General features: G+C 62.9%; 11 protein-coding genes. 1 reads left to right on the top strand and 10 read right to left on the bottom strand.

Annotated elements, in window-relative coordinates:
- Window positions 1-42: 42 nt before the first annotated feature.
- The 10 genes from hflX to ndk all read right to left on the bottom strand — a co-directional run bounded on the left by hflX (window position 43) and on the right by ndk (window position 11,335).
- Window positions 43-1,230 carry a GTPase HflX gene (gene hflX, locus AB3X94_RS02025; protein WP_176108226.1) on the bottom strand — a complete coding sequence of 396 codons (1,188 nt, stop codon included), beginning with the start codon at window positions 1,228-1,230 and terminating at the stop codon, window positions 43-45.
- A gap of 58 nt (window positions 1,231-1,288) precedes the next feature.
- Entirely contained in the window at window positions 1,289-1,525 is a 237-nt protein-coding gene (hfq, locus tag AB3X94_RS02020) for an RNA chaperone Hfq (RefSeq protein ID WP_006051315.1), read from the bottom strand.
- 175 nt (window positions 1,526-1,700) lie between these two features.
- Window positions 1,701-3,038, bottom strand: a complete 1,338-nt coding sequence (gene der / locus AB3X94_RS02015) for a ribosome biogenesis GTPase Der (RefSeq protein WP_013089777.1) — start codon at window positions 3,036-3,038, stop codon at window positions 1,701-1,703.
- Between the two features lie 467 nt (window positions 3,039-3,505).
- Window positions 3,506-4,651 (bottom strand): outer membrane protein assembly factor BamB, encoded by a 1,146-nt coding sequence (gene bamB, locus AB3X94_RS02010; RefSeq protein WP_176108225.1) that lies wholly within the window; start codon window positions 4,649-4,651, stop codon window positions 3,506-3,508.
- Between the two features lie 78 nt (window positions 4,652-4,729).
- On the bottom strand, window positions 4,730-5,359 hold the full coding sequence (locus tag AB3X94_RS02005) for a tetratricopeptide repeat protein (protein WP_176108224.1): 630 nt from the start codon (window positions 5,357-5,359) through the stop codon (window positions 4,730-4,732).
- Between the two features lie 66 nt (window positions 5,360-5,425).
- Window positions 5,426-6,766: a histidine--tRNA ligase gene (hisS, locus tag AB3X94_RS02000; RefSeq protein ID WP_368610676.1), complete on the bottom strand. Its 1,341-nt coding sequence runs from the start codon at window positions 6,764-6,766 to the stop codon at window positions 5,426-5,428.
- 21 nt (window positions 6,767-6,787) lie between these two features.
- Window positions 6,788-8,104 carry a flavodoxin-dependent (E)-4-hydroxy-3-methylbut-2-enyl-diphosphate synthase gene (ispG, locus tag AB3X94_RS01995; protein ID WP_176108222.1) on the bottom strand — a complete coding sequence of 439 codons (1,317 nt, stop codon included), beginning with the start codon at window positions 8,102-8,104 and terminating at the stop codon, window positions 6,788-6,790.
- Between the two features lie 85 nt (window positions 8,105-8,189).
- Window positions 8,190-9,326 carry a helix-turn-helix domain-containing protein gene (locus AB3X94_RS01990; RefSeq protein WP_368610675.1) on the bottom strand — a complete coding sequence of 379 codons (1,137 nt, stop codon included), beginning with the start codon at window positions 9,324-9,326 and terminating at the stop codon, window positions 8,190-8,192.
- Window positions 9,327-9,539: 213 nt separating this feature from the next.
- Window positions 9,540-10,691, bottom strand: coding sequence for a 23S rRNA (adenine(2503)-C(2))-methyltransferase RlmN (gene rlmN / locus AB3X94_RS01985; protein ID WP_176108220.1), 1,152 nt, complete (start codon window positions 10,689-10,691; stop codon window positions 9,540-9,542).
- Between the two features lie 218 nt (window positions 10,692-10,909).
- Window positions 10,910-11,335, bottom strand: coding sequence for a nucleoside-diphosphate kinase (ndk, locus tag AB3X94_RS01980; protein ID WP_008923116.1), 426 nt, complete (start codon window positions 11,333-11,335; stop codon window positions 10,910-10,912).
- Window positions 11,336-11,604: 269 nt separating this feature from the next.
- Here ndk and AB3X94_RS01975 point away from each other — a divergent pair, with 269 nt between their 5' ends.
- Window positions 11,605-12,303 (top strand): Bax inhibitor-1/YccA family protein, encoded by a 699-nt coding sequence (locus AB3X94_RS01975; RefSeq protein ID WP_368610674.1) that lies wholly within the window; start codon window positions 11,605-11,607, stop codon window positions 12,301-12,303.
- The last annotated feature ends 36 nt before the right edge of the window (window positions 12,304-12,339 follow it).

Genomic DNA, 12,339 nt, shown 5'->3' with positions numbered 1-12,339 from the left:
CGTTCACCAGAGTAGACAGCGGGTCAGTGCAATTGGAACGGGTCAGTGCCCGAGTTCTGGAATCTTGTGGTCTTCGCGCAGTTGCGCCGAGCGGTCATCTTGCGACGCATCGAGCGGCATCTCGGCAAGCGGTTCGGCTGTAGCGATTTCAGCGATGGCAGCGCGCAACGCATCCAGCCCCTGCCCGGTGCGCGCGCTCAAAAAGACGCGCGAAATATTACCATACTCGTCCCGCTCGACCGCGTCCCCACGGGCTGCCAGCTCTGGCACCGCATCTATTTTGTTGAACACGAGCACCTGGCGGATCGTGTCCGCGCCGATCGCGTGCAACACCTCGTTCACCTGATCGATCTGATCGAGCCGCACCGCGCTCGATGCATCGACGACATGCAGCAACAGGTCGGCGTGAATGGTTTCCTCGAGCGTCGCGCGAAACGCCGCGACGAGCTGATGCGGCAGTTCGCGGATGAAACCGACGGTATCGGACACCACCACCTGCCCCGCTTCGTCGCCGAGATACACGCGCCGCGAGGTGGTATCGAGCGTCGCGAACAACTGGTCGGCGGCATACGCCTGCGCCTTGGTAAGAGCGTTGAAGAGCGTCGATTTCCCAGCGTTCGTATAGCCGACGAGCGACACCGACATCGTCTGGTTGCGATTACGCGCGCGACGCTGCGTGCCGTGCTGGCGGCGCAGCTTGTCGAGGCGGATCTTCAGTGCCTTGATGCGCTCGCCGATCAGCCGGCGGTCGGTTTCGAGCTGCGTTTCACCCGGACCGCGCAAACCGATACCGCCCTTCTGACGTTCGAGGTGGGTCCACGCGCGAATCAGCCGGGTCGACAGATATTGCAGCTGCGCGAGCTCGACCTGCAGCTTGCCTTCGTGGCTGCGTGCGCGCTGCGCAAAAATGTCGAGGATCAGACTGGTGCGATCGACCACGCGCCGATTAAGCGCCCGCTCCAGATTGCGCTGCTGCGCAGGCGCCAGAGCATGGTTGAAGATCACGAGTTCGATGTCGTTCGCTTCACAGGCAAGGCGCAATTCTTCAGCCTTGCCGCTGCCGACGAACATCTTCGCGTCGGGACTGGAACGGCGTCCGGTGAGGGTGACTACGGGGTTCGCGCCCGCGCTTTGCGCGAGCAGGCTGAGTTCTTCGAGACTGGCTTCGAAATCGATCTTGCCGAAGTCGATGCCAACGAGCGCTGCATTGATCAAATTGGAGGGTATCAAAATGACGCGACCGGGAGCGAATCGCCAACGGGCGACGCTGTGCCGGCCGCGGCGAGGGTTAGGACTGTTCGGAATCCGGGTGGAAATTCACCGGACGGGCCGGCACGACCGTCGAAATCGCGTGCTTGTAGACCATCTGGGTGACCGTATTCCGGAGCAACACGACGTACTGGTCGAACGATTCGATGTTCCCTTGAAGCTTGATGCCGTTGACCAGGTAGATCGACACCGGCACATGCTCTTTACGCAGTGCGTTCAAAAACGGGTCTTGTAACAATTGCCCTTTGTTGCTCATAGCAAACTCCGTATTTTTTTGCAGGTTGACTGAATTGACGGCGAAGAAAAAGAGATCCGCCGCCAACCGCTACACTATAGCTGATTTTCATTTCGACGCGCGGGCCCGGGACCACCGGCCAAACCCAGCATACATGCGGGTTTCAGCCCAGGTTTAAGACCAGCTTCAGCCTGCTTCAGCCTTTGTCCGCGTAAGGGTTCGTCGACGATCTGAACTCTATTCGCAATGGAGTTCCCGTCAGCTTGAAAGTTTCCCGGAAGCGATTTTCGAGGTACCGCTTATACGTGTCGGTGATCGCGTCGAGCGCATTGCCGTGAATCACGATAATCGGCGGATTCTGCCCGCCCTGGTGTGCATAACGCAGCTTCGGACGCACCGGACCGCGGCGGCGCGGCTGCTGGAACTCGACCGCCTCGATCAGCGCGCGCGTCAGCTTCGGCGTCGGCAGCTTCGACATCGCGGCCGTGTAAGCGTCGTCGACCGAACGCATCAGCGGCCCAATTCCGGTTTTTTCCGCGGCGGAAATAAAATGGAATTTGGCGAAGTCCAGGAATTTTAGTTTGCGTTCGAGGTCGGCTTTGGTGCGCTCGCGCACATGCGGATCGAGACCGTCCCATTTGTTCACGCCAACCACCAGAGCGCGGCCCTGCTCGACGACGAAGCCAGCGATGTGCGCATCCTGATCCGAGATGTCCTGACGCGCGTCGAGCAGCAGAATCACGACGTTCGCATCGGAAATCGACTGCAGCGTCTTCACGACCGAGAACTTTTCGATCGCCTCGAACACCTTGCCGCGGCGGCGTAGACCGGCCGTGTCGATCAGCGTATACGGCTTGCCGTTACGTTCGAAATCGACGTAGATCGAGTCGCGCGTAGTGCCGGGCATGTCGAACGCGATCACGCGCTCTTCGCCGACCAGCGCATTGATCAGCGTCGACTTGCCGACGTTCGGCCGCCCGACGATCGCGATCTTCACGCCGCGCGCTTCCTTGTCTTCCTCGCTCTCTTCCGGCTGACCGGCATACGCGACTTCGAGCGCCTCGTTGATCATGTCGGTGACGCCGTCGCCGTGCGCGGCCGAGATCGCGCGCGGGTCGCCGAGGCCGAGTTCGTAGAAGTCGGCTGCGACGTTGGTGTACTTCATCCCCTCGGCCTTGTTGACGACGAGGAAGATGGGCCGGCCGACCTTGCGCAGATAGTCGGCGATCGACTTGTCCTGCGGGGCGAGCCCGTTGCGGCCATCGACGATGAACACGACGACGTCCGACTCCTCGACCGCCTGGCGGGTCTGGCGCGCCATCTCGTGCAGGATGCCGTCCTTCGCGACAGGCTCGAAGCCGCCGGTATCGACGACCAGATAAGGCCGCTCGCCGGTGCGTCCTTCGCCGTAGTGGCGATCGCGCGTGAGACCGGGCAGGTCGGCAACCAGCGCATCACGCGAACGCGTAAGGCGGTTGAACAGCGTGGATTTCCCCACATTGGGGCGCCCAACGAGGGCAATAACGGGTTTCATCTGATGTTGTTCACGGTGAAACGCGGGATCGCAATCGATCGCGCGCTTAGCGACGCCAGGCAGCCGCCACGCGGCGGCGTTTTGACGAAATTATCACGAATTCAGCCTGCTCCGGATGCGCAATCGACACGCGCATCCAGGCGGACGGGAGTGGCTGCACAGACGCCACCGGGGGTCGCCTGCTTCAGACCGTGCTGCTCGGCGGCCGACGCTCGTGCGCGAGTGCTTCCGGGGTTCGCAAAGCCGCCGACCAAGCGCACGCACCGCCTTCGATGCCGGCGGGCGCAGCTTCGATCCGACTTGCCGGACCAGCCCGTCCGGCGATTTTTCTATTGAGCCTGCCCGATCACGCCACGGACGGAGTGGCAACCCGAGGCAGGAGCCGTGCGCCAAGGCCCACGCAGACTTCAACTAAAAAGCGCGCGGCCGGCAAAGCCGGCCTGCGCGCCTGACACCATCTATAGCGATCAGCGCGGACGATAGCCGAACAGGCCGCCATCGCGCGTCTGGATGACCAGCGTGTCGCCTGCCAGCACCGGTGCGGCGGTAATCGCGCTACCGTCGGTCTTGACCCGCGCGACGAGCGTGCCGTCGGCGGTCGACAGGAAATGCACGAAGCCCTTGTAGTCACCGAACACGGCCGCGCGGCCGAGCAGCATCGGCACGCTCAGTTCGCGGTTCTTCAGCGCCTCGTTCTTCCACAGCACCGAACCGTTGTTCACGTCGAACGCGGACACGACCGACCAGTCGTCGGCGGCGACCACGCTGCGCTCATCCTGCGCGAGGCCGCTCGTGCTCGAGAACGGCTTGCCCCACAGCGCGCGGCCCGAGTTCGCGTCGAAACAGCCAATCTGGCCCTGGAACGTCACCGCGCAGGTCTCCGAACCCACCAGCGTCGGCGGGCCGGTCACGTCGTTGATACGCTCGACCTCGGTCACGCCCTTCGGATACGACACCGGCGTCTGCCAGTAGGCGTCGCCCGTCTGCAGGTTGATAGCGGCGAACGAACCGCCCGGGAAGCCAGCCAGCACGGCCGCGTCGCCCGCGAACGTCATGCCCGATGACACGCGCAGGTTCAACGGCACCGCGCGGTTGCGGAAGTTCCACTTCTGCTCGCCGGTTTGCGCGTTGAACGCGACGATCTGGCCGTCGATCGTGCGCACGACCACGAGGCCGTTGCCGACGAGCGGCGGCGAAATGATCTCGCCCGGCGCCTTCGCGGTCCACAGCTCCTTGCCGTCCGCGCCGAGCACGTATACGTCGCCCTTCAGGCCGCCGACCGCGGTGAGCGTGCCATCGCTGCCGACGCCCGCCGACAGATCGTCATGCAGCTTGACGCGCCACACGTCCTTGCCGGTTTGCGCGTCGATCTTGGCGACCGTGCCGTTCGTGCCGGCAGCGTACACGGCATTGCCGACGGCAACCGGCGAGAACATGTAGCGGCCCGCCTTGCCGACGCTCGCCGACCAGGACTGCTGCACGTCGAGAACGGGTTTGAACTCGGTGAGCGGCGTCGGCACACGGCGCTCGTCTTTCGTGGACGAGCAAGCCGCCAGCGTGAGAACGGTCATCGCACAGATAACGGGCACGGCGTAACGTTTCAGCAGATTCATCGGTGGACGAAGCATTCAGGAAATGGATTAAGGGAGACCGTCTTGCGGTCGTGGCTCGCGGCGCGCCGCGCGGGACGCTCAGCCGCCAAGCGCATCCAGCTTGAACTGGATCAGCTGGCGCGCCGAACTGTCGCTCTTCGACAGCGAGTCGAGCGCGAGCTTGTAGGCCGCGCGCGCGTCGTCGCGCTTGCCTTGGGCGGCGAGCAGGTCGCCGCGGCGGTCCGCCACGACGCCCTTGAAGGCATCGGATTGCGGCTCCGCCAGAAGCGCGAGCCCCTGGTCGTACGCCTTGTCGTCGAGCAGCAGCGATGCCATGCGCAGCTTCGCGATCTGCTTGAACTCGTCATCTTTCGCGTGATCGATCGCCCATTGCAGCTGCGCCTTCGCGCCGGCTTCGTCGCCAGCGGTGTAGAGCGCCTTGGCGGCGCCGAGCGCGGTCATCTGAGCGTAGGCGGTGCGGCCGAACTTGTCTTCCATGTCGGCGGCGACGCGCGCGATCTGCGCCTTGTCGCCCGCTGCCGTGGCTTGTTGAACCTGGTCATACAGCACCGCGGCTTCCGCGGCCTGGCGACGCTGCCAGAAATTCCAGCCATTCCAGCTCGCGCCTGCCAACAACACCACCAGCACGATCCACGTGGTCGCATTGCCCCACTGCTGCCACCATGCCTTCAGACTTTCAATCGATTCTTGTTCGTCGTGGTAACTCATTGCCCGGCGATTTCCTCATTCTTGCTACGTGTGCGTGTCGAGCCAGCCGGCTCGACGACATTGCGATCAGTCGTCGCCGTCTTCGGCGGATGCAACCATCGCATTGATTAGATATTCGGTCAAGTCTTCGGCGGGCACGTTCTGTTGCTCGTTCTTACCGCCATGGGCCTGGGTGTCGCGCAGCGGTTTCACGCCGACCGTGCCATTGGCGATCTCGTCCTCGCCGAGCACGACCGCAAACGCGGCGCCGCTCGCATCGGCGCGCTTCATCTGCGACTTGAAGCTTGCAGACTGACCGTCCGCGCTGCAATGCAGGACCACGTCGAGACCGGTATCGCGCAGACGCTCGGCGATGATGAAAGCCTGCTCGCGCGCGGCGTCGCCCTGATGGACCACGTACACGTCGCAACCTTCGTCTTCCGGCACGAGCTGCTCTTCCTTCAGCAACTCGAGAATCCGCTCGATGCCCATCGCCCAGCCGCACGCAGCGGTCGGCTTGCCACCGAGCTGCTCGATCAGGGGATCGTAGCGGCCGCCCGCCGCGACCGTGCCTTGCGCGCCGAGCTTGTCGGTCACCCACTCGAACACGGTCAGATTGTAGTAATCGAGACCGCGCACGAGACGCGGATTGATCGTAAACGGAAGATTGTTCGCCTTCAGAAGACGCTGCAGACCTTCGAAGTGCGCGCGCGATTCTTCGCCGAGAAAGTCGATCAGCTTGGGCGCGTTTTGCGCGACTTCCTGCAGCGCGGGATTCTTCGTATCGAGCACGCGCAGCGGGTTCGTATAGAGACGGCGCTTCGCGTCTTCGTCGAGCACGTCCATGTGCTTCTCGAGGTATGCGATCAGTTCGACACGATGCGCGGCTCGCTCTTCAGCGAGGCCCAGCGAGTTGATTTCGAGCTTGATGCCGGTCAAGCCGAGGTCGTCCCACAGACGCTGGCACATCATGATGATTTCCGCGTCCGCATCCGGACCCGCGAAGCCGAGCGCCTCGACACCGACCTGGTGGAACTGGCGATAACGGCCGCGCTGCGGACGCTCGTGACGGAACATCGGCCCGATGTACCACAGGCGCTTCGGGCCGTCGTACAGCATGTTGTGCTCGATCGACGCGCGCACCACCGCCGCCGTGTTTTCCGGGCGCATCGTCAGGTTTTCGCCGTTCAATGCGTCGGTGAAGCTGTACATCTCTTTTTCGACGATGTCGGTCACTTCGCCGATACCGCGCGTGAACAGCTGCGTATGCTCGACGATCGGCGTGCGGATATTCTGATATCCATACGAACGCAGCATCGACTTGACGGTGGTTTCGAAAAATTCCCAGAGCCCGGCTTCCTGCGGAAGGATGTCGTTCATGCCCTTCACGCCGGAAAGCTTCTCGAGCTTTTTCTTCTGTTCAGTCATCTGTGTTTCGATTGCCGGTATTTAGTTGAGCGCTTCGGCGCGGCCATAGCGGCGCTCGACGTAGTCGCTCACGATTTGCTGGAATTCTTGCGCGATGTTTTCGCCGCGCAGCGTCTTCACTTTCTCGCCGTCGATGAACACCGGCGCGGCCGGGTTCTCGCCCGAGCCCGGCAGGCTGATGCCGATATTCGCCTGCTTCGACTCGCCCGGACCATTGACGATGCAGCCCATCACCGCGACGTGCATCTGCTCGACGCCGGGATACTGGTCACGCCACACCGGCATCTGCTGACGCAGATAGGTCTGGATCTGCGACGCCAGTTCCTGGAACAGCGTGCTCGTGGTGCGGCCGCAGCCTGGGCAAGCGATCACCATCGGCGTGAACGAGCGCAGGCCCATTGTCTGCAGGATTTCCTGACCGACGATCACTTCGCCGGTGCGCGAGGCGCCCGGTTCCGGAGTCAGCGAGATACGGATCGTGTCGCCGATGCCCTGCTGCAGCAAAACCGACAGCGCTGCGGTCGACGCGACGATGCCCTTCGAGCCCATGCCTGCTTCGGTCAGGCCCAGATGCAGCGCGAAATCGCAACGGCGCGCGAGTTCGCGGTACACCGCGATCAGATCCTGCACGCCGCTGACCTTGCACGACAGGATGATCTGGTCGCGCCCGAGGCCGAGTTCGACCGCGCGTTCCGCCGAGCCGATCGCGGACTGGATCAGCGCTTCGTACATCACGCTTTGCGCTTCCCACGGAGTAGCGCGCGAGCCGTTTTCGTCCATCATCTTGGCGAGCAGGTCCTGGTCGAGGCTGCCCCAGTTCACGCCGATGCGCACCGGTTTGTCGTATTTGACCGCCGCCTCGATCATCTGCGCGAATTGCGTGTCGCGCTTCGCGCCGTGCCCGACGTTGCCCGGATTGATCCGGTATTTCGACAGCGATTCCGCACAGCCCGGATAGTCGCGCAGCAGCAGATGGCCGTTGTAATGGAAGTCGCCGACGAGCGGCACCATCACGCCCATGCGGTCGAGTTGCTCGCGGATAGCCGGCACGGCCGCCGCCGCTTCCGGCGTATTCACGGTGATACGCACCAGTTCCGAACCGGCTTGCGCCAGCTCCTTGATCTGGATAGCGGTGCCGATGGCGTCGGCGGTGTCGGTGTTGGTCATCGACTGCACGCGCACCGGCGCATCGCCGCCGATGGTCACGAGCTGGCCGCCCCAGCGGACGTTGACCGCATGCGATTTGCGCCGCATCGCGGGGCCGCCGAACACCGGCTCGTCTGAAACGATCTTGCTACAGGATTGGGATTGAGCTTCGGTTTGCATCGAAAAACCCATTTACGCCGCACGCGCTATGCAAAAACGCAGCGCCTCAATTGAAAAAGCGCCGCGGACCGGTTGGCCGCGGCGCGTACCGTATCTGTCAAGGCAGCGCAAACCGCGCCACATTGCCCTTGGCTGCCGCATATTTCGACGGATCGACCGGCTGGCCGTCGAGCGTCACCGACTCGAGACCCGCCTTGTTGCCGACCGTCACCTTGAACGGGCCGGCGCCCGTCACTTCCTTCGGATCGCCAGCATGCACGAGGCCGGAGAACAATTCCTTGCCGTTTTTGTCACGCACGCTGAACCAGCTGTCCTGCGTCACCCGCAGCGCGACGACCGACTCGCCGGGCGCTGGCGCAACCGCCGGTGCCGACGCGTTCGCCACGACCACCGGTGCACTTGGGCTCTCCATGGCGGCCTGTGCCTGCGCCTGCGAGCCGGCCTTCGCTGCCGCTGCCGCCGGCGCCGGCGTTGCCGCTGTATTCGCAGCCGGGGCCGAGCCCGGCGCGGTGCCGGTGGCAAGCGGTGCGGGCATCGGCGTTGCCGACGCAGACGCCGCATTATCCGCGCTCCCCGCGTTGTCCGCCGTGGCCGCCGCGTCCGGCGCCGATGCGCCTTCCGCCGTCGCCGGGCCTTGCGCGACCGGGCCCGACGCCGCCGTGTCGCTGCTCGTCGAACTATTTGCGCTGGCCTTCAGCCGCGCGAGCCACGCGGATGAATCGCCGCCGTTGGTGCGCCACATGCCGAGCGCGATGACCGCGACGACGATCGCCGCAATGCCCCAGAGCCACGAACGGCTCTTGTGTCCGCTATCGCCGAGCGACAGCGAAACCTTGCCGCGGGGCAGATCCTTGCCGGATGACGCGGGCATCGACAGATTCGGCGCCGGCACTCCTCTCTCGCGACGCAGCGCCGCCGTAAAAGGCGCCGGATCGGCGCCGAGCATTTTCGCGTAGCTGCGCACGACGCCGAGTGCGAACGTCGTGTCCGGCAGATGGCTGATGTCGCCCGCTTCGAGCGCGCTCAGCTTGACGACCGACACCTTCAGCCGCGCCGACACGTCCTCGATCGCCCAGCCTTTCGACTCGCGCAACTGGGTCAAGCGCGCGCCAACCGCTGCCAACGAATCGAGGGCCGGCTGCACGACCGGCTGGACCACTGCCCTTGCGACGGGTGACGGATGGCCATCGTTCGTGTCTGTCTCGTGCGGCTGCGGGTGCTGCGGCTCACTCATCCCAAATCCTTTCGCGTCGATTCTTTTAATCGTGCGACTGGACGGGCTCGAGCCTCACGTCCAAATCGCAGACCGTTTATAACAAAATGTGCGGCTTTGTGTGCCGCTCCCGATCGATTCTGCAAACTTTCTTTTCAACCGCCGGTGGCATCAGAGCATTTTTGCGTTCGCAGTGCTTTCCGCCGAACGCCGACGCCCTGCTGCCCCACGCGATTACACGGCGCGAACCTCGATCACCTTCGCCGCCTTCCCGGTGCGCTCAGCAAGACGCGTGCGGTCTTTCACCGCGCCGGCCAGCTGACCGCAGGCAGCATCGATATCGTCGCCGCGGGTTTTGCGCACGGTGGTGACGACGCCTGCGTCGATCAACACCTGCGCAAACCGCTTGATCTGTTCCGGTTTCGAGCGGATAAGGCCCGATTCGGGAAACGGATTAAACGGAATCAGATTGAACTTGCACGGCACGCTGCGCGTGACGGCGAGCAGCTCGCGTGCGTGCGCCTCACTGTCGTTCACGCCATCGAGCATGCAATATTCGAACGTAATGAAATCGCGCGGCGCCACTTTCAGGTAGCGCTCGCACGCCGCCATCAGTTCGCGCAGCGGATACTTTTTGTTGAGCGGCACCAGCACGTCGCGCAGCGCGTCGTTCGACGCATGCAGCGACACCGCGAGCGCCACGGGCAAGTCCGCGCCAAGCCGGTCCATCATCGGCACGACGCCCGACGTGGACAACGTGACGCGCCGGCGCGACAGGCCGTACGCATTGTCGTCGAGCATCAGACGCATGGCTGGCACGACCGCGTCGTAATTGAGCAGCGGCTCGCCCATCCCCATCATCACGACGTTCGTGACGACGCGCTCGCCCTTGCCGTCGCCGCCCATCGCGCGGCCGCCGGCATCGCCACGCGACGCGCGCAGCGCAAACTCGGCCATGCGCAACTGGCCGATGATTTCGCCGGTGGTGAGATTGCGGGAGAACCCCTGCTTGCCGGTCGAGCAGAATCGGCAGTTGACCGCACACCCCGCCTGCGACGACACACATAGCGTTCCGCGCGTTTCTTCGGGTATGTACACGGTTTCAACGGCGTTGCCATTACCGACATCGATCAGCCACTTGCGTGTGCCGTCCGACGAAATATGATCGCTGACGACGCCAGGCATTGTGATCGTGGCGCGCCCTTTGAGCTTTTCGCGCAATGACTTCGCGAGATCGGTCATGCCGTCGAAGTCGGCAGCGTTGTATTGGTGAATCCAGCGCTGCAATTGCTTGGCGCGAAACGGTTTCTCGCCCAGGCTGTCGCAATAGGCGACGAGCCCTTGGGCGTCGAGGTCGAGAAGGTTGACGGAGGGACTGCTCGTCATATCGAATCCTGCCATTTCAGTGCGAGACTACGTTCATGCAACAAGCTGCATGAACGCCGTGCCGTTCGCGCCCATTCCTGCTGCTTTTACCTTACTACTTTTGCCGTGCACCGCGCGCGATCCATGCGATAAAACAATTCGACCGCACGAAACGCGCCACGCGAAAGACGGCTTGCGATACGCGACTGAGGTCACTACCCGACCTCAGCGCGAGGCGCTCAACGCGAGTAGACGTTGACTTGGGGGAAGAAGAAAGCGATTTCGACCGCAGCCGTTTCCGGCCCGTCCGAACCGTGCACCGCGTTGGCGTCGATGCTGTCGGCGAAGTCGGCACGGATCGTGCCCTTTTCTGCCTTCTTCGGGTCCGTCGCACCCATCAGGTCACGGTGCTTCAGGATCGCGTTTTCGCCTTCCAGCGCCTGCACAACCACCGGACCCGAGATCATGAATTCGACGAGGTCCTTGAAGAACGGACGTGCTGCGTGCACAGCGTAGAACTTCTCGGCGTCAGCACGCGACAGATGAACCATGCGCGATGCCACGATCTTCAGGCCAGCGTTTTCGAAACGGGTATAGATCTGGCCGATCACGTTTTTGGCCACTGCGTCCGGCTTGATAATCGACAGGGTGCGCTCGATCGCCATAAAAACTCCAAAAAATTAAGAGGTTACAGATTTAAATGAATCCGCTATTGTAGCATGTTCTCGTGTATCATTGCGATTGAACCCTTACAGACTTGAAAGGATCGAAGCAACGGGTGCAAAATACTGGTAGCGTAGGCCATAGGGGCGACTGGAGGGTATTGAAACTCCGTGCCGCCGCGCTAATCTTACGGATGAACGGTGCGCCCGCCGGCGCTTCGCAAATTTCCGTATCACCATCACGAAACACGCTTCCGAGGTAAGGAGAGACCATGAACGAACATCCATATATGTTTGACCGCAACGGCGCGGTCAGTACGGTCGAAACACGCAACCGCGTGCTACGGAATACCTACTGGCTGCTCGCGTTGTCGATGATCCCAACGGTGCTCGGCGCCTGGGTCGGTCTTGCCACCGGCTTCTCGCTGTTTGCCGCCACCAGTCCCGCCATGAGCATGCTGGCGTTCTTCGCGATCGCGTTCGGCTTCATGTTCGCGATTCAGCGCACCAAGGACAGCGCCGTCGGCGTATTCGTACTGCTCGGCTTCACGTTCTTCATGGGGCTGATGCTGTCGCGCATTCTCGCGTTCGTGCTCGGCTTCTCGAACGGCCCGTCGCTGATCATGCTCGCGTTTGGTGGCACTGGTGTGATCTTCGCGGCCATGGCGACCATCGCCACGGTCAGCAAACGCGACTTCTCGGGCCTCGGCAAATGGCTCTTCATGGGCGTGATCGTGATCCTGCTGGCTTCGGTCGCGAACGTGTTCCTGCAACTGCCGGCACTGATGCTGACGGTTTCGGTCATGGCAATCGTGATCTTTTCCGCCTACATCATGTTCGACGTGCAGCGCGTCGTGAACGGCGGTGAGACGAACTACATCACCGCGACGCTAGCGATCTACCTGGATCTGTATAACGTGTTCGTGAACCTGCTTGCGCTGCTCGGCATTTTCGGGGGCAACCGCAATTAGGCTTGGCCGGTCGCGAGGCGTGCCCTGCGCCGCCTC

Source organism: Paraburkholderia sp. BR10923, from assembly GCF_040948765.1.
Classification (GTDB): Bacteria; Pseudomonadota; Gammaproteobacteria; order Burkholderiales; family Burkholderiaceae; genus Paraburkholderia; species Paraburkholderia youngii.
Note: the sequence above shows the minus strand (reverse complement) of the source record. Positions and strands in the feature narration are given on the sequence as shown.

Excerpts from the sequence above, each read along its gene's own strand:
- hfq (WP_006051315.1), bottom strand. The coding sequence starts at position 1,525 with ATGAGCAACAAAGGGCAATTGTTACAAGACCCGTTTTTGAACGCACTG.
- der (WP_013089777.1), bottom strand. The coding sequence starts at position 3,038 with ATGAAACCCGTTATTGCCCTCGTTGGGCGCCCCAATGTGGGGAAATCC.
- bamB (WP_176108225.1), bottom strand. The coding sequence starts at position 4,651 with ATGAATCTGCTGAAACGTTACGCCGTGCCCGTTATCTGTGCGATGACC.
- AB3X94_RS02005 (WP_176108224.1), bottom strand. The coding sequence starts at position 5,359 with ATGAGTTACCACGACGAACAAGAATCGATTGAAAGTCTGAAGGCATGG.
- hisS (WP_368610676.1), bottom strand. The coding sequence starts at position 6,766 with ATGACTGAACAGAAGAAAAAGCTCGAGAAGCTTTCCGGCGTGAAGGGC.
- ispG (WP_176108222.1), bottom strand. The coding sequence starts at position 8,104 with ATGGGTTTTTCGATGCAAACCGAAGCTCAATCCCAATCCTGTAGCAAG.
- AB3X94_RS01990 (WP_368610675.1), bottom strand. The coding sequence starts at position 9,326 with ATGAGTGAGCCGCAGCACCCGCAGCCGCACGAGACAGACACGAACGAT.
- rlmN (WP_176108220.1), bottom strand. The coding sequence starts at position 10,691 with ATGACGAGCAGTCCCTCCGTCAACCTTCTCGACCTCGACGCCCAAGGG.
- ndk (WP_008923116.1), bottom strand. The coding sequence starts at position 11,335 with ATGGCGATCGAGCGCACCCTGTCGATTATCAAGCCGGACGCAGTGGCC.
- AB3X94_RS01975 (WP_368610674.1), top strand. The coding sequence starts at position 11,605 with ATGAACGAACATCCATATATGTTTGACCGCAACGGCGCGGTCAGTACG.